General features: G+C 59.0%; 19 protein-coding genes and 1 pseudogene. 14 read left to right on the top strand and 6 right to left on the bottom strand.

Annotated features, from left to right (window positions below; all coding sequences use genetic code 11):
• A partial coding sequence (locus ACXAED_RS00100; RefSeq protein WP_475046030.1) for a cytochrome P450 occupies positions 1 to 879 on the top strand: 879 nt, incomplete at its 5' end.
• Between the two features lie 398 nt (positions 880 to 1,277).
• Here ACXAED_RS00100 and ACXAED_RS00095 read toward each other — a convergent pair.
• Together ACXAED_RS00095 and ACXAED_RS00090 are read right to left on the bottom strand one after the other, a co-directional pair.
• The gene (locus tag ACXAED_RS00095) at positions 1,278 to 1,487 is read right to left on the bottom strand and encodes a hypothetical protein (protein ID WP_417463104.1); all 210 of its coding nucleotides are present in this window, start codon (positions 1,485 to 1,487) and stop codon (positions 1,278 to 1,280) included.
• 4 nt (positions 1,488 to 1,491) lie between these two features.
• Complete coding sequence (locus ACXAED_RS00090; RefSeq protein ID WP_475046028.1) at positions 1,492 to 1,716, bottom strand: DUF2188 domain-containing protein; 225 nt, start codon at positions 1,714 to 1,716, stop codon at positions 1,492 to 1,494.
• A gap of 127 nt (positions 1,717 to 1,843) precedes the next feature.
• Between ACXAED_RS00090 and ACXAED_RS00085 the strand changes: the two genes are divergently transcribed.
• The 10 genes and pseudogenes from ACXAED_RS00085 to ACXAED_RS00040 all read left to right on the top strand — a co-directional run bounded on the left by ACXAED_RS00085 (position 1,844) and on the right by ACXAED_RS00040 (position 8,466).
• The gene (locus ACXAED_RS00085) at positions 1,844 to 2,050 is read left to right on the top strand and encodes a ribbon-helix-helix protein, CopG family (RefSeq protein WP_021695331.1); all 207 of its coding nucleotides are present in this window, start codon (positions 1,844 to 1,846) and stop codon (positions 2,048 to 2,050) included.
• Positions 2,047 to 2,658 carry a hypothetical protein gene (locus ACXAED_RS00080; RefSeq protein ID WP_417463106.1) on the top strand — a complete coding sequence of 204 codons (612 nt, stop codon included), beginning with the start codon at positions 2,047 to 2,049 and terminating at the stop codon, positions 2,656 to 2,658. Before ACXAED_RS00085 ends, ACXAED_RS00080 begins: the two co-directional genes overlap by 4 nt.
• A 13-nt stretch (positions 2,659 to 2,671) precedes the next feature.
• Positions 2,672 to 3,220 (top strand): helix-turn-helix domain-containing protein, encoded by a 549-nt coding sequence (locus ACXAED_RS00075; protein WP_417463107.1) that lies wholly within the window; start codon positions 2,672 to 2,674, stop codon positions 3,218 to 3,220.
• Positions 3,210 to 4,139, top strand: a complete 930-nt coding sequence (locus ACXAED_RS00070) for an ImmA/IrrE family metallo-endopeptidase (protein ID WP_475046026.1) — start codon at positions 3,210 to 3,212, stop codon at positions 4,137 to 4,139. The genes ACXAED_RS00075 and ACXAED_RS00070 overlap by 11 nt, the downstream gene beginning before the upstream one ends.
• Before the next feature lie 39 nt (positions 4,140 to 4,178).
• Positions 4,179 to 4,718 (top strand): recombinase family protein, encoded by a 540-nt coding sequence (locus ACXAED_RS00065; RefSeq protein ID WP_417463109.1) that lies wholly within the window; start codon positions 4,179 to 4,181, stop codon positions 4,716 to 4,718.
• Positions 4,719 to 4,726: 8 nt separating this feature from the next.
• A pseudogene (locus ACXAED_RS00060) lies at positions 4,727 to 5,133 on the top strand (very short patch repair endonuclease).
• 76 nt (positions 5,134 to 5,209) lie between these two features.
• Positions 5,210 to 6,544, top strand: a complete 1,335-nt coding sequence (locus ACXAED_RS00055) for a DNA cytosine methyltransferase (protein ID WP_475046024.1) — start codon at positions 5,210 to 5,212, stop codon at positions 6,542 to 6,544.
• On the top strand, positions 6,537 to 7,325 hold the full coding sequence (locus ACXAED_RS00050; RefSeq protein ID WP_417463111.1) for an endonuclease: 789 nt from the start codon (positions 6,537 to 6,539) through the stop codon (positions 7,323 to 7,325). The genes ACXAED_RS00055 and ACXAED_RS00050 overlap by 8 nt, the downstream gene beginning before the upstream one ends.
• Before the next feature lie 281 nt (positions 7,326 to 7,606).
• Positions 7,607 to 8,257, top strand: a complete 651-nt coding sequence (gene parA, locus ACXAED_RS00045; protein ID WP_067291623.1) for a ParA family partition ATPase — start codon at positions 7,607 to 7,609, stop codon at positions 8,255 to 8,257.
• The gene (locus tag ACXAED_RS00040; RefSeq protein WP_067291621.1) at positions 8,257 to 8,466 is read left to right on the top strand and encodes a plasmid partition protein ParG; all 210 of its coding nucleotides are present in this window, start codon (positions 8,257 to 8,259) and stop codon (positions 8,464 to 8,466) included. The genes parA and ACXAED_RS00040 overlap by 1 nt, the downstream gene beginning before the upstream one ends.
• 17 nt (positions 8,467 to 8,483) lie before the next feature.
• Here ACXAED_RS00040 and ACXAED_RS00035 read toward each other — a convergent pair whose 3' ends face one another.
• From ACXAED_RS00035 to ACXAED_RS00020, 4 genes are all read right to left on the bottom strand, one after another.
• Complete coding sequence (locus tag ACXAED_RS00035; protein ID WP_475046023.1) at positions 8,484 to 9,569, bottom strand: replication initiator protein A; 1,086 nt, start codon at positions 9,567 to 9,569, stop codon at positions 8,484 to 8,486.
• Positions 9,570 to 9,834: 265 nt separating this feature from the next.
• A complete protein-coding gene (locus tag ACXAED_RS00030) occupies positions 9,835 to 10,383 on the bottom strand; it encodes a hypothetical protein (RefSeq protein ID WP_475046021.1) in 549 nt (182 codons plus the stop codon).
• Between the two features lie 18 nt (positions 10,384 to 10,401).
• On the bottom strand, positions 10,402 to 12,078 hold the full coding sequence (locus tag ACXAED_RS00025) for a type IV secretory system conjugative DNA transfer family protein (protein ID WP_475046019.1): 1,677 nt from the start codon (positions 12,076 to 12,078) through the stop codon (positions 10,402 to 10,404).
• A gap of 11 nt (positions 12,079 to 12,089) precedes the next feature.
• A complete protein-coding gene (locus tag ACXAED_RS00020; RefSeq protein ID WP_475046017.1) occupies positions 12,090 to 12,377 on the bottom strand; it encodes a mobilization protein in 288 nt (95 codons plus the stop codon).
• A 645-nt stretch (positions 12,378 to 13,022) separates the two neighbouring features.
• On the opposite strand from ACXAED_RS00020, the gene mobQ reads away from it, so the two are divergent.
• The 3 genes from mobQ to ACXAED_RS00005 form a co-directional block, all read left to right on the top strand.
• Positions 13,023 to 14,312, top strand: a complete 1,290-nt coding sequence (mobQ, locus tag ACXAED_RS00015) for a MobQ family relaxase (RefSeq protein ID WP_475046015.1) — start codon at positions 13,023 to 13,025, stop codon at positions 14,310 to 14,312.
• 35 nt (positions 14,313 to 14,347) lie between these two features.
• Complete coding sequence (locus ACXAED_RS00010) at positions 14,348 to 14,476, top strand: hypothetical protein (protein ID WP_475046013.1); 129 nt, start codon at positions 14,348 to 14,350, stop codon at positions 14,474 to 14,476.
• A 115-nt stretch (positions 14,477 to 14,591) separates the two neighbouring features.
• Positions 14,592 to 14,816 (top strand): hypothetical protein (locus ACXAED_RS00005; RefSeq protein WP_475046012.1); only part of this gene is annotated, 225 nt, incomplete at its 3' end.

The following is a 14,816-nucleotide window of genomic DNA, read 5'->3' as shown; positions in this document are numbered from 1 at the left end:
GACCGTGCGCTGTTCACGCAATCGGGCCCGGTGCACCGGTTGGAGCGTGGCGCGATGATCGCTGCCTTCGCTTCGCTTCCACTTCAGGCATTAACTGACGAAGCTGTGCGCGGCGTTGTGCAAGCTGCGCCTGAAAGAGCCGATCTGCGGGTCGACTTGGTCGAGCGCATCGTCCGCGCTAGCTGGGCAGCCCTTCTCGGGCTTTCTCCGGAGGATGCCCAACGGTGCGAGGCTGCGGTCAAGAAAATGGCTTACCTGCTGTCTCCCAACCCGCGTTCAGACAAGGCCGATTTGGCAGAAGTGGGCGCAATAGATCTCAATGAACTCTGCAAGATCGCCTTGCGTGGTCCGTCTCCATTTGTCGCGTCCCTTCAATCGAGCCTGGGCGCTGACAGAACGGTCGAGCTACTTGCCGGAATTGCCTTCGACGGGATCGAGACAGTCGCCGTTGGAATCGACGCCGCGATGCGTGTAGCGTTTGCCAACAGCGAAGCCGTTCGTCCGACCTCACGCTGTGCGGACGAGTGCCTGCGCTTGGCAAGTCCGACGCCGTTGACGATGAGGTACACTACCGATGTCATAGAGGTTTGTGACATCGTCATCGAGCCGGGGACACCTCTTGCTATGGTCTGGGCTGCCGGGAACCATGACCCGGATGCGTTTCCCGACCCAGAGCAATTCAACTCCGATCGATCCTCCCGCCCGCTAACCTTCGGTATGGGAAACCATGCTTGTCTCGGCCATACCCTTTCCCGGTCGCTCTTGGTACGTCTACTGATGGAGATAGAGCGCCTTCAGCCGGAGAAGGCACCGTTACCGGAGCGCTGGCGCCCTCTCGCAGGCGACTGGTTGTTTCCACTACGGGTTGCAGTGATATAGAAAACACTTCGAGGAAACGGCGCTAAAGCGGCTGCCTCATCCAGAGGAGCCTGATCGTCTTTTCGACTGGCTTCGAAAGTGTCCTACCGCTGCGACCGGAGCGGTAGGGCGCAGAACAGGCATGAGCTGAGGCGAGACGTAAGTCGAATGTGCCGAAGTTTCGTTTTGTCCGCTCACTGGACAGAAATCCCCTGCCAGAATCCATGGGCAAAAAAACGATGGGCAAAAAAACGATCGTTTTTGTCCGCATCCCCTGCCCCATGCCACGTCAATCGCTTAGGCAGGACAAAAACCCACGGCAAAACTAAAGCTGTTTTGGCAGGTTTTAGTCCTGCCTTTTTGAGCAATGAATGCATTGAAGCTGGCCGGATGCTGATCCGGCCAGCTTGCCGTCACCATTAGCGAAGGCGACGGTTGAAGCGGGCAAGCTGTTCCTCGGAACCTTCAACCGTATAGCCTTGGCCGGTCTTTCGGACACGAGCACCTGCGCCGGAAGCGGCGCTCCGGATAGACCGCTCCACGGCTTGGTTCATATCCCGTTTCAGTGCCGAATTGAGCGACTGCGCCGAGTTAAAGGTGCGACCCTTATAGCGAAACTTGACTGTCATTTGGTCATCCTTTCGGGGGGTGGGGATCGTTGCCGTGAAAGTCACGCTCACGAATTTGACCGTTGCGTCCGTGGACAAGCAGCTCGGAACCTTGGTTGCGAGCGATGCCCCGACCCGCGTCGATTGCTTCGCGTTGGGTAGTGTGAACGGAAGTAGCTTTACCTGCGCCCGCTCCTTTTACTGCCCATCCACGATCATGCGGGACAACGTGCTGGTTTCTCTTAGTCATCTGAATACTCCTAGTAGATACTAGCCAAATAATAAGCAAAAAATAGCTACTGTCTAGCTATTTTTTGCACCTTTTTTGTTGACGCCGACCATAGTGGAGACTATATCACCCATCGAAGGAGGCCCCTATGAAACGAACAATGACACTCAACCTGACAGAAGCGGAAATGTCCGTTCTGGAGCGCCTGTGTGAAGGAAAGGGGCTTTCGAAAACGGCCCTCGTTCGACAGGCTTTACGGCTCTACAAATCAGTCGATGAACGTCTTGAGCGTGGGGAGAAAGTCTTTGTCGAAAGCGCTGACAAAGCGGAAAAGATCGAGCTGATGGTGCTGTGAAACAGGCAATCGGTACGATACCGCTATTCGGGCTGGAGAGTGGCAAGTTTCACGATGCTGTCCTCTTCCGGGGCATTGATCTGGCGACGCTTCAGAGTATTGAAGCAAGCTGGACCCCAATGTTCGATGCTGCGGCGGCTGAAAACCGGCCCGAGGACGCGCACTGGGAATGGGCTGCCAAGGCGCTTCAAGCGCTACAGAACCCACTCAACTATGAGCTTTTCGGCATCGAGGCCGACGGCGAGACGCAGGGTATGATGCTTGTGGTCAAGGGCGGCGCAAAATGCTTCAGCCGCCACCCGGAGCATCCCAGAATGCCGCTGGTGTATGTGGATTTTCTGGCAACCGCTCCATGGAACAGGCGTGGTTTGATCGAGACCCCGACCTATAAAGGCGTCGGAAGGGTTCTGTTCATGTCAGCGGTCTCGCTGAGTATCGAGGAAGAATTTGCAGGTAGAGTTGCGCTGCATTCACTTCCGGGTGCCGAGGCTTTCTACAGGGACAGGCTGAGCATGACTGATATGGGAGCAGATAAAGACTACCAGAATCTGAGGTACTTCGAGCTGTCCACAACCCAAGCCAAGCAGTTGATATCTGCCGGGCCATAACAAAGAAAGGAGAATGACCATGAAGCTTTGCGTTGATAACGACTGGCTGCGCCGACAGATCGAGAGCGATCCAATCGGCGAAGTTGAAGCCGGGCGCGGCATTCGCCGATCTGCGGATGTAGTGAATGCTCTGGAAAGTGCAGCAGAATATCAGAAACCAAAGGACAGGCAAGCTGTTCAACCGGCGAGCCGTAGTGACGCGGCTCTAGGTCTTCTGGTGCACATGACTCGCCGTCGGGATCGTTTGTCGGTTGCGCAGTTTGCCGAGCGTGTCCGGGTTTCGGCTGAAGAGGTTGCTGCCATAGAAAAAGACCCAAGCTACTCGCCACGTCCGAGGACAATCCATAATCTGGCAGAATATGTGAAGGTTCCTGCCAAGTCGTTGCTGAACCTGTTGCCAGATGCCCCGGCCGTGGATCACTCGCTGGAGGATGCTGTTCACAAGTTCGCGGCGAGCTCCGACGATCTGTCGGGGCTTTCCAGAGCCGAGCGACGTAGCTTGAACGACTTCGTCAAGTTCCTGTCCATTTACAATGGCGGGACTAAAACAGATGGCAAATGACGAACCCAAGATAGATCAGTTTGCAGCCGCCGACATTGATGAATTGGTTCGGCGGCTGCTCAGAGACCTTGGCAACCCGGAGCCGCCTCTCAAGCTTGAGGACGTGCGGGCTTTGCAGAAGCTTGATCTTACCTACTACAGTAAATCCGATCTGAACCTGCTCGACGAAATGGCTCACCGCGTCACGTTGGCGGGAAATTTCATCACAACCAGCGCCCACCGCATGTTCGATGTGGTAACGAAAGCAGGACTGAAAGCGCTCATTGTTCCCGAACAGCGCCAAATCTATATCGATAAGGACGTCGTGGATAAGAAACGGCGCTTTATACTGGCGCACGAAATCACGCACGATCTGTTGCCTTGGCACCGTAGTCTCTTGCTTGGAGATAACGAGGAATCTCTGAGCCCGCGTTGTCATCAAGAGATGGAAGCCGAAGCCAACTATGGGGCCCGGCAGTTGATTTTTCTTGGAGACCGTTTTTCAACGGAAGTCCGGGATCATGACCTAGAATGGAAGACGCTACAGAAGCTGTCCAAAGACTACGGCAACACAATCACGACAACCCTTTGGCAAGCCATTCAGTGCCGGGATCCAGCAGTACCTATGTTCGGTATGATCGGCCGCCATCCATATCATGCGGACATCGGTAAACGTGCCGGGAGCGAGAATGTAGCCTATTTTATCCGTTCAAACAGTTTTGTTGATCGGTTCGGACACGTGACTGATGCCGAGACCTACTCAGCGATGTGCAGCTACGTTCGCCCAACCAAGAGGGGTCCCATGGGTGAGGGGACCTGTCTTTTCACGGATGTGAACGGGGAAGTTTACGAATTCTATCTGACGAGCTTCAGCAACAGCTACGATTTGCTGACGATGGGACATTTGGTTGGACCGCATCGCAGAGTAGTCGGTTTCTAGCCGCTGGACAAAAACCTACCTTTCTGACCAGATCACGGCATGATTATCGGATATGCCCGCGTCAGCACTGACGACCAGAATCTTGATGCCCAGACCGACGCCCTGAAAGCGGCCGGAGCTGGCAAGCTGTTTGCTGACAGGATCAGCGGATCGAAGCGCGAGCGGCCCGAGCTGGACAGGATGCTGGACCAGCTCCGCGATGGCGATGTTGTAACTGTCACCAAATACGATCGCCTTGCCCGTTCGCTGAAAGACCTTCTGGAGATCGTGGAGACGGTCGGGGAACGCGGTGCCGGATTCCGGTCCCTCGCCGAGGACATCGACACAACGACGCCGGCCGGCCGTCTTGTGTTCCACGTCTTCGCATCCATCGCACAGTTCGAACGGGAGCGAATTTCCGAACGGACCAGAGAAGGGCTGGCATCCGCACGCAAGCGTGGTCGTATCGGGGGTAGGCCCCCTGCCCTGTCGTCGGCGCAGAAAGCCGAGGTACGGCGGATGCGGGACTACGAACACCGCGCGGTCCCGGAGATCGCACGTTTGTTCAAGGTTAGCGAGCGGACTGTTCGGCGAGCGTAAAACAGCTCATGGACACCCGCACACTGGAGCTGCGCAGGCGGATCATGCAATCCCTTAAGCAGAAGAACACCAAGCCGGAGCTTGTTGTCCGACAGGTTCTGCCCCGGCTCGGCTATCGCTTCCGGCTTCACCGAAAAACCTTCCCGGCCGCCCCGACATCGTTCTGCCCCGCCATCGCAAGGCGATCTTCGTGCACGGATGTTTCTGGCACTGGCACGGTTGTCCGAAGGGTCAGCTCCCGAAGTCCCGGCTCGATTACTGGCTGCCCAAGCTCGAAGGAAATGTTAACCGAGACAGAACGAAGGTAGAACATCTCGAATCGCTCGGTTGGGACGTTCTCGTGGTTTGGCAGTGCGAGACCAGAGATCTCGAAGAGCTGGCGGTTCGGTTGGAGGCCTTTGTGGGCAAGCCCTAAATTACGATCGACATCGTGCGCGTGGTGCTCTACACTGGCTTTAAAATACGAAGAAACGTGCAGGGGGACGTGCAGCATGAGACCGATCGGGATCGACCTATTCGCAGGAGCCGGAGGGCTCAGTCTCGGCTTCGAGCAGGCCGGTTTCGATGTGAAGGCAGCTGTCGAGATCGACCCGGTCCATTGCGCAGTCCACAAGTTCAACTTCCCGCGCACGGCGGTTCTGCCGGGTTCGGTCGCGGAACTGAGCGGCGACGACATCCGGCGCGCGGCCGGGATCGGCCGTCAGCGGGTCGATTGCGTTTTCGGCGGCGCGCCTTGTCAGGGCTTTTCGTTGATTGGGCACCGCGTACTCGACGACCCCCGTAACCGCCTCGTGCTGGATTTCGTACGGATCGTTCGCGAGCTCGATGCGGAGACCTTCGTGTTCGAGAATGTGAAAGGTTTGACTGTCGGTAGGCACAAGCGCTTCCTGGAAGAGCTCGTACAGGCGTTCGACGTTGCTGGCTACGACTGCAGCCTGCCCTGGAAGGTGCTCAATGCAGGTCATTACGGCACCCCGCAATCGCGGGAGAGGCTGATACTGATGGGGGGCAAGAAGGGACGCTCCCTGCCCTCTTATCCTGAGCCTACGTCCAACATTCCGGGAAAAAAGAAGCGGTTCTCGGACTTGCCATTAGGCCCGACCGCGCAGGACGCACTCGGCGATCTTCCCGATGCAGAAAGCTTTGCGACCCTTGCCTCTTCGGATGCCGTCGCGACGACCAGGTTCGGCAATCCATCCGCTTATGCCTCTGAGCTGCGTTGCTTCGGCAACGACGCATGGCATTTCGGACACCCGCGCGACTGGAACCCGGCCGTGCTGACATCGAGCGCGCGGACGGAGCACACCGATATTTCTCGCCGTCGCTTCGCTGAGACGGAGCCCGGCACGGTCGAGCCCATCAGCCGTCTCTTCCGCCTTCCGGCTAATGGGGTATCGAACACCCTACGTGCAGGCACAGACGGGGCTCGCGGCGCGTTCACCAGCCCACGCCCGATCCACTACCGTCTTGCCCGCTGTGTCACCGTCCGCGAAATGGCACGGCTTCACGGCTTCCCTGACTGGTTCCGGTTCAACGTCACGAAATGGCATGGCGCGCGACAGATCGGAAACGCCGTTCCGCCCCCTCTCGCCCGCGCCGTGGCTGCCCAGATTGTCGCGGCCCTCGGCATCGAGCCTTTGCGTCCCCAAACGAGCATATCTTTGGGCGATCCCGCCCTCTTGAGCTTCGACCTTTCAGCCGCATCCGCGCACTTCGAGGTGGCGACCCCCAAGTCCAGGCGCGACAGAAAGAGCGGCGCGACCAAGCGCAAGCAGATCGACATCGAGCGGGCTAGGCTACTGGAAGGGGTCGAAGCCCATGGCTAAAGCCCTCAATCGCTATGGGTCTCTCATCGAGAAGATATTCTTCGACCGCTACAAGGACGGAGCCGTATCGCTCGACTTCTCTCGGGAAGACATTGAGGACGCGGCAACCGATCTCGACATCAAACTCCCCAAGAACCTCGGGGATGTGCTCTACTCGTTCCGGTTCCGCAATGCCCTGCCTGATCGCATCGTCGCTACTCAGCCCGAAGGCATGGAATGGGTAATCGAGCTTGCAGGCCGGGCGCTCTACAAGTTCAGCCTGGTCAAGGCTAATCGCGTTTTGCCCCGCGACGACTTGGTTCGAACCGATATCCCGGACGCTACACCCGAGCTGATCCGCGCCTATGCCCTCGACGACGAGCAAGCGCTTCTCGCGATCGTGCGTTACAACCGCCTGATCGACACGTTTCTGGGCCTGACGACCTACAGCTTGCAAAACCACCTGCGAACCACCGTGAAGGGTATCGGTCAGATCGAAATCGACGAGCTCTACGTCGGCCTCGACAAGCGCGGTTGTCATTACGTCATTCCGGTGCAGGCGAAGGGCGGCAAAGACCAGATCGGAATCGTGCAGATTTCTCAGGACATCCGCTTCGTAGAGGACAAGTTTCCCGGAATGCGCTGCCGTGCCATCGCAGCTCAGTTCATGGAAAACGAGGTCATAGCCCTTTTTGAGCTTACCTTGCAGGACGACGAGATCAAAGTCGTCGAGGAACGACACTACAGGCTCGTTCCGGCCAAGAAGCTGAATCGCGATATGATCCGCGATTATCGCGACTAGTCCGCCGCGAGCGGGCTTGGCCGAAGAACCTTGGTGTATTCACCTGAAAAATGCAAAGTAGGAGACTTCAGAGCGCGACAGGACTAGCTTTAGAACGTCCATAGCATTCACGTCCGCCCCCCGCGCCACTTACTTACTCAAATGGGTTTTTGAGTAAGTGAGTAGTACATCTGTCGCTCACTTTCTCGCTGGTGAATGCTGGGGGATCAGTTCACACCAAACTTGTCGCGCCTCAAATACTCAGTTACACTTTTGAGTAAATACACAAATGAGGCAGAGCTATGAGTATAATTTCCGTCCTGAATCCGAAAGGTGGTAGCGGCAAGACCACTATCAGCACCAATCTCGCCAGATCGCTGCACGAGCTGGGATACTCGGTTCTGATGGTGGACAGCGATCCACAAGGCAGTGCGCGTGACTGGCATGCAGCGAGTGAAGATAATCCCATCGAGCTAGTCGCGCTGGACCGTCCCAACAACGTCAAGACGCTGACCAGTATGGCAGCAAACTACGACTACGTGGTAATCGACGGTGCGGCAAAACTAGAAGACATGATCGCCGCCTGCATCAAAGTCAGCGACTTCGTTCTGATCCCCGTTCAACCATCGCCATACGACATTTGGGCAGCGTCGGACCTGGTGGATTTCATCAAGGCTCGCCAAGAGGTCACGGATGGATCGCCGCGTGCCGGGTTTGTGGTCTCCCGCGTCGTGGAAGGAACCCGGCTGGGCAGTGACGTGCGAACCGCACTGGACGACTACGCCTTGCCTGTCTGTGAGACGACCATAACACAACGCCAAGTCTATCCTCAGACGGCATCGGAAGGGCTGACCGTATTCGACGCCGACAATGCGAAGGCGAGAGCGGAGACCACGGCGCTGAGCAACGAGATACTGGCAGTGCTTACTACCGCGACACGGGAGGTCGCGTGATGGCCCTTTCCGCTAAACGTCCAAGCCGTGGCGACGAGGCCCGCAAACGCATCCTGCACGAAGTCACCGAGACGACTGAGAAGAAGAAGCGCCTGAATGCCGAGATCGAAGAGGCACTTTATCGCAAAATCAAGATTAAGGCGGTCGAGGAGGGCCGGTCAATCTCCGACATCACCCGTGATCTTTGGTCTGAGTATTTGAGCAAATGAGTGTTTGAGTAATTACTCTACCAACCGTTGCGACCGCGTTTCTTGAACCAGCTCTTGCAGAAACCGAGGAACGCGGCGTCCGGGTTCTTCGGGGGATTTTGCTGTCTGGCGGCGTAGTTCCGCCACTCTCCGACCAGAACCTTTATGTCCCATGTCGGAGCCAGCTCCCGCGCCCGTTCCAGTGTGTCGGGCGAGAGGGGCAGGATGTAGCCGCCGGTCAGCCTGTCCTGTTCGGGTTTGGGAGCATAGTTTTCCAGAAATTCCGGTTTTGGCGTTACCGTGAGAATGTCGGCATCCATTCTGAAGGCATAGTCCGGCATGTGGTTGTGTTCCTGATCAGCCTTGCAGATGGCTTTGACAAGCCGTCGAAATTCTTTGTCGGAGGATGTGGAGCCGGTTCGGTCCTTCAGCTTGTCCAGACCGCATTTCCACTCCGGTTGCATGCCGCATTGCTTGCGAGCCAGCTCATACAGACGGCGTTCCAAGGGCTTGCGGAGCTGGAAGTAGCGGCGGTTCAGCGTCAGAACGTCATCCCCGGCGATGGCGTTGAAGACCCAATCGGAAAGGGTGACTTCGAGATCGAGCATCCGGCCGTCACGGGTTTCGCGCACAATGCGATAACGATCTATCAGGCTGAAACCGTCAATCTGTTCCACGCCGCCCGTTGTGATGTTAGTCTCGATCTGCGTTCCCTGGAGACGCTCCAGCGCGGCTTTCAAGCCGCTGTAGCCGGTTCCCGCAACTGGACGGTTTGTGGCGACAAGTAGGTCGTACGCCTTGAACCGAAGGGTTCTGTGAACCTGTTTTCCGTCATTCAGAGCCGCCATCACCTGAGAGATGCAGTAGATCAACACGTCACGGTCGTGGACGGTTGCAAGGCCGATCATGTTGGGCCTGATTTCCACGTAGCTCTTTCCATCGGTAGCCACATAGCGTCGTTTTTTGGTGTCAGGCTTAGTCGAAAGGGTAAAGATCGGATGCGCCATCGACGCCATGTCGCCCTTGGGCGCAGCGTCGAAGATGTCACAAACGAAGAAATCCCCCTGCGCGTGCCGCAAGGGGAGAAGAGGCGTCCGATCCGGTTTCGTAATTTCACCCACCATGCCTCTACTATTCGTAATTTCACCCACCAAGGCAAGGGATTCGTAGTATCACCCACCAAGCAGGCTTTCGTAAGATCACACACCCCCTTTCGTAAGATCACACACCCTTTATCGTAATTTCACCCACCAGAGGCTCAAAATAAGTCGGATTAAAGTATGCTTTTCAATACCATAAGCGACCGCACAATTCGTGTAACACAGAGTCTAACACATATATAACACCCAACTCACCGAGCTAAGCGAGCCGCAAGCGTAGGATTTCTCATTACCGCTGATAGAACACGCACGCATCGACATTCGTGGTTGTCGTAGTCCAAGACGCCCCGAGGACAACGCATGTGGAAGCGTTACTGGCCAAGAAACGAGGAAGCGTCACCGTCAGCACCAGGGCCACAACCAATGCACCCAGACCAAACCAGGGCAGATAGCTTTTGAGACGATCCGCTTTCTGTTCCCGTTCGAACACCTCTCGATAGACTTTGGACCTGTCATCTTCCGATCTGGCCAAGGCCCCGATGGTCTTGTCCGTCTGGACGCCAAGGCGTCTGACAATATCGGTCATGGCGTCTGCGGTTGCGCCCAGGTGGCTATCGAGGGTCTGGCCCAGAAGATCCCCGTATTTTTTCGGATTGGTCTGATCCCGTGCGGCGAAAGCCGCGATCCGTGCTTCCGTCGCAACCTGGATCTGCTTGTCCGCCACGGCGGTCAGATCGTCTATCCTGTCGGACATGCTGGCGACAGCCGTTGCCATGAGATCGAGCGTTTCGCGCAGATCATCGTCGGAAAAGGTAGGGAACTCAGGCTGGTCTGGCATCGGAAGGCGTCCTTTGGATTACTGGTCCTGCGGGACGAACAGCCCCTTGAACTCAGGGTCGGCGTAGTAGCGCAGCTTCTGCGCGACGGCGGTGGCTTGCCCCTGCACGCGCAGGAGCTGGTTTTCCGGGCGGAGCTGCATGATTTCATCGGGGGTCAGCAGATCGCGGCCCGTGAGGTTGTTCGAGAAGCTCGGGCCATCACCGGGCTTGAAGCTGTCGGTCTGGAACCCGGCAGTTTCCTGGCCGATCATCTGGCTCAGCCACTTGGCCGTCTCGAAATCATTCACCCCAAAGACCTGTTGCACCCCGGCATTGGCGATGAAGGTGCCAGCGCGTTCGCCATAGAGGTCCTTGAGCTGGCTCATGTCCTGCAGGATCGGCCAGAGCTGAAGTCCGTATCCCGCCATCAGCCCCATGGCGCGCTCTACGGCCTCCAGACGGCCCAGGGCGGCAAACTCGTCCAGCAGGAACAGCGTGGGCGTCTTGAGGCGCTGTGTGCCCCCCTGAGCGTCTGCGGGGCCGCTCAGGGGCCTCGCAGACGCCTCGGCGTCCCGTGCAACATCCTGAAGCGCCTGAGACACCAGAAGGCGCAGCCAGCGGCTGTAGGCATCCATCCGGTTCGGGGGCAGCACCAGAAACACGGATGTGATCCGGTGGCGCAGATCGGAGAAGTGGAAATCAGACCGCGACAGGACCTTGGCAATGCGCGGGCTGTCCAAGAAATGCGTGTGTCGTTGCGCGTTCGACAGAACCGACGCGGCTTCCCGATCCGCCTTGCCGAGGAAGCGGTTGGCGGCGCGGGAGATCAGCCCGCCCGCCGCATCACTGTCCTGCATCAACTCCAGCAGCGCGCGCAGCTTTTCCGGGGGCAGAGTGAGATATTCCCGGACGGTGGCAAGCGTCCGGCGGTCGCGGTCTTCGTGGCAGACGCAGAACATGATCAGACCGCCAAGGATGGCCTTGGCCTCCTCGTTCCAATGCGCTTCCGTCACCTGTCCCGGCGGGTCCATCACCAGCGCCTCTGTCAGGGAGGCGGCATCCTCGCCCAGGTCGAGGCTGTCCGGTGCCAGCCGGTCGAGCGGATTGTAGGCGGCAGAGGGCATCCCCGAGACCGCAAACGGATCGAGGACATGGACCGTTCCGAACCGCCGCCGGGCTTCCCCAGCGATCCGGGCATTCTCGCCCTTTGGGTCGATAACCAGGACCGAGCGTTCCGCCGCCAGCAGGTTCGGGATCACGGTGCCCACGCCTTTCCCGGCCCGTGTCGGGGCAAGGGTGATCAGATGAGCGGGACCGTCATAGCGCAGCAACCGCCCGGTGTGCGGGTTGCGCCCGATCAGAAGACCGGCATCGTCGTGCCCTTTGCCTCGCTCCAGCTTCTTTAGCTCCTTGCGGTTCGCAAACCGCGCCGAGCCGTGGCTGTCACCGGTCAGCCCGAAGTAAGCATCGGCACCTGAAGCCATGCGCCAATACTGGAACCCGAAGATGCCCCCGACAAAAATGAACGGGCCGAAGACCAGCCACTGCCACGCGCTTTCGCCGGGCGGTTGGTCGAAGAAGGCGAAGACGAACGGCGTGGCGACAAGTGCCCCGATCATCGCGCCGAACAGGACAGCGCCGATCATCCAGCCCAGCAGGATGGGCGCGAAGATCAATCGACCGAAGAACCGAAACAGCCCTCCGAAGACAAGCATCACGCCCCGCATCAGGACGGCGTTTCCGGATCAGAGCTGGACGGGGCAGGGGAGGGAGTTTCCCAGTCCGCGAAAGCCTTGCGATCCTGTTCGCGGGGCAGGTTGCGGATCAGCCGGTCGAGCATCGCAGCGGCCCCGCTGTCACGTTCGGCGAGATCCATGAGAGCACCGCCCAGGATCACCTTGCGCCGCGTGTCGAGTTTGCGCTGTCTGGTGGCTTCCCGGTTCCTCAAAGCCTGAAGCCGGGCCTTGGCCTGGGCATATCGCTTTTCTGCTTTCTCCAGCTCGGTCTCTGCCAACTGCCCGCTCCACTCAAACAACTACCTGTAGTTGAATATTGTGTTGCCAGATGAACTGCAAGCGATTACCCGTAGGCCTGTAAAGGACAAGGGCGCACTTATGCAAACTCTCCGCCTGCGGTTCCGAGATTTGCGTGCGATCTCCTTGAGGCAGGGCCTCAGCCGATGGCGAACACCGTCCGACGCGAAGCGCGCCGGAATGAAAGGCCCTCCCGGCCTCTCAAACTCTCCAAGGCCAACTTTGGCAGTTGGATCGCGTCCCGCAATGTCGCGCCAGCGTCTCGCCCGATGCCCCACGGTAGGGGCCGGTCAGCCGCTGGCGTCTTCCTTGCGGGAGGTTCGTGTCGTCGGACCTGACGGTGCCGCCACGAACCGGGTTTGCCCCCGGCAAACCGCCAGTGAACTGTCCCCATATCCCGCCCCCCATAAGGCTGGGGATTTGGGGACAGTTCACTGGCAAGCTCGCGCCTCAGAGAGCCAGAGGCTCACTTCGGGCGGGCTGTCTTTTCCTCTCGTATCGCGCCGTAGCAGGGCGCGGTCCATCGGGGAAAAGACGTCTGACCCGGTGGACCATGTTGGGGCCTGGGCCGGGGTCAGCAGCGGCGCGCGTTTTTGCCGTACGCGTCACAGGCGAGGGTAGGGCGCATGGCCAGCTACCACCTCTCCGTGAAGACGATCAAACGCAGCGCCGGGCGCTCTGCCACGGCAGCCGCGGCCTACCGTGTTGGCGAGCGCATCGAGTGCCAGCGCGAAGGCCGTGTCCACGATTATACCCGCAAGCAGGGCATCGAAGAGACCTTCATCCTGGCACCGAAGGACGCCCCAGATTGGGCGCAGGATCGCTCTCGCCTCTGGAACGAGGTCGAGGCCAGCGAGACCCGTCGCAACTCCGTCACCGCCCGCGAATGGGAGCTGGCCCTGCCGTCCGAGATCAGCGCCGAGGACCGCTCGCAGATCACCCGCGACTTCGCCCAGGAGCTGGTCAGCCGCTATGGCGTGGCCGTCGATGTGGCGATCCACAGCCCCCACCGGGAAGGCGATCAGCGGAACCACCATGCCCATGTGCTGACCTCTACCCGGAAGCTGGAAGCGGAGGGCTTCACCGCCAAGACGCGCGTGCTCGACTCTGCCAAGACCGGCGGCGTCGAGATCGAGAAGATGCGCGGCCTCTGGGCCGAGTTGCAGAACCGCGCGCTGGAGCGGGCAGGGGAGGTGGAGCGTGTCGACCACCGGTCACTTGAGAAGCAGCGTGAGACGGCGCTGGAGCGTGGCGACAAGCTGTCCGCCGAGGAGCTGGACCGCGACCCCGAGCTGAAGCTCGGGCCAGCGGCCAATTCCATGGAACGTCGTGCCAAGGCGATGGCCGAGCGACAGGGCCGGGAATACGTCCCCGTCACCGAGCGCGGGGCCGTGGTCCATGCCGCCCGCCAGGCGCGCGCCGCTTTCCGCGAAATGCGTGAGCGGCTGGATATCGCGCGGGAGACCTATGGCATCGAGCGCGAGGCCGGGCAGGGCCGTGTCTCTGCCGGTCTGGCGGCCCTCAGGGCCGCGACCGCGAAAGACCGCGACGGGCGCGCGTCAGACGATATCCGGGAGCGGTTGTCGCAGGTCGTGGGCCGGTCACGGGACCAGGACGACAGGCCGAAACCGGAAGGCTGCAATTACGCGCGCGAGCGGCTCAAGGAGATCATGGGAAAGGACCCGGGCCGCGATGGCCAGGCGGCAGTTCACACGCTTGATGTTCACGGCGAGCACGACATGAGCGAGGACACAGGACGCGAGGTGCGCAAGCCCTCCGTCAATGAGCGCCTGAAGGATGTGCTGAACAAGCCGCGCGAGCGGCTGGAGATCGAGGACGAGCGCGAACAGGAGCGCGGTGACGACGAGAACGAAAACACGCGGGACAGGGGTCGTGGTGAAGGTCACAGCCTGTGACGCAACCCGGTGACACAACAGAGGAGACAGACCGGATGTATGAAGTATTCAACGTGGAAAAAACGTTGCTGCTGGATGGGCAGCCCTTGTCCATGGTGACGCCCGCAGGCGTCGAGGGCTGGATCGACCACCCTGTTGAAATCATCGGTGGTAACCTTTATTGAACCTGTCGAAAGGTGGTCTGATGCATCAATCGATTCTTAAGCGCTGAACCTCAGTGACTCACTGAGCAACCTCGCTGATAGCGAGGTCTTCGGCATGCTTTTAAGGATCAAAGTGATGAAAACCTTGGACACTTTCTCTAGCCTCGACGGGTGGCCATCTGCTGCTGCTGCATTCGCGGGCGACTTTCGAACAGGAGATCGCATTCAGACCGCTCCTTGGGGTGGCTACGCGATACTCGGTCACGCGGAGCTTCTATCCCTATCCCGCAACCCTGCTGCTGACGGAATGGCGGCCGATACCAACGCGATGTCTGCCACGCCTGTCCTCGGGCGTATTTTG

It is taken from the genome of Leisingera sp. ABM4_103 (assembly GCF_056158685.1).
Note: the sequence above shows the minus strand (reverse complement) of the source record. Positions and strands in the feature narration are given on the sequence as shown.

Excerpts from the sequence above, each read along its gene's own strand:
- ACXAED_RS00095 (WP_417463104.1), bottom strand. The coding sequence starts at position 1,487 with ATGACAGTCAAGTTTCGCTATAAGGGTCGCACCTTTAACTCGGCGCAG.
- ACXAED_RS00090 (WP_475046028.1), bottom strand. The coding sequence starts at position 1,716 with ATGACTAAGAGAAACCAGCACGTTGTCCCGCATGATCGTGGATGGGCA.
- ACXAED_RS00085 (WP_021695331.1), top strand. The coding sequence starts at position 1,844 with ATGAAACGAACAATGACACTCAACCTGACAGAAGCGGAAATGTCCGTT.
- ACXAED_RS00075 (WP_417463107.1), top strand. The coding sequence starts at position 2,672 with ATGACCATGAAGCTTTGCGTTGATAACGACTGGCTGCGCCGACAGATC.
- ACXAED_RS00070 (WP_475046026.1), top strand. The coding sequence starts at position 3,210 with ATGGCAAATGACGAACCCAAGATAGATCAGTTTGCAGCCGCCGACATT.
- ACXAED_RS00065 (WP_417463109.1), top strand. The coding sequence starts at position 4,179 with ATGATTATCGGATATGCCCGCGTCAGCACTGACGACCAGAATCTTGAT.
- ACXAED_RS00055 (WP_475046024.1), top strand. The coding sequence starts at position 5,210 with ATGAGACCGATCGGGATCGACCTATTCGCAGGAGCCGGAGGGCTCAGT.
- ACXAED_RS00050 (WP_417463111.1), top strand. The coding sequence starts at position 6,537 with ATGGCTAAAGCCCTCAATCGCTATGGGTCTCTCATCGAGAAGATATTC.
- parA (WP_067291623.1), top strand. The coding sequence starts at position 7,607 with ATGAGTATAATTTCCGTCCTGAATCCGAAAGGTGGTAGCGGCAAGACC.
- ACXAED_RS00040 (WP_067291621.1), top strand. The coding sequence starts at position 8,257 with ATGGCCCTTTCCGCTAAACGTCCAAGCCGTGGCGACGAGGCCCGCAAA.
- ACXAED_RS00035 (WP_475046023.1), bottom strand. The coding sequence starts at position 9,569 with ATGGTGGGTGAAATTACGAAACCGGATCGGACGCCTCTTCTCCCCTTG.
- ACXAED_RS00030 (WP_475046021.1), bottom strand. The coding sequence starts at position 10,383 with ATGCCAGACCAGCCTGAGTTCCCTACCTTTTCCGACGATGATCTGCGC.
- ACXAED_RS00025 (WP_475046019.1), bottom strand. The coding sequence starts at position 12,078 with ATGCTTGTCTTCGGAGGGCTGTTTCGGTTCTTCGGTCGATTGATCTTC.
- mobQ (WP_475046015.1), top strand. The coding sequence starts at position 13,023 with ATGGCCAGCTACCACCTCTCCGTGAAGACGATCAAACGCAGCGCCGGG.
- ACXAED_RS00010 (WP_475046013.1), top strand. The coding sequence starts at position 14,348 with ATGTATGAAGTATTCAACGTGGAAAAAACGTTGCTGCTGGATGGGCAG.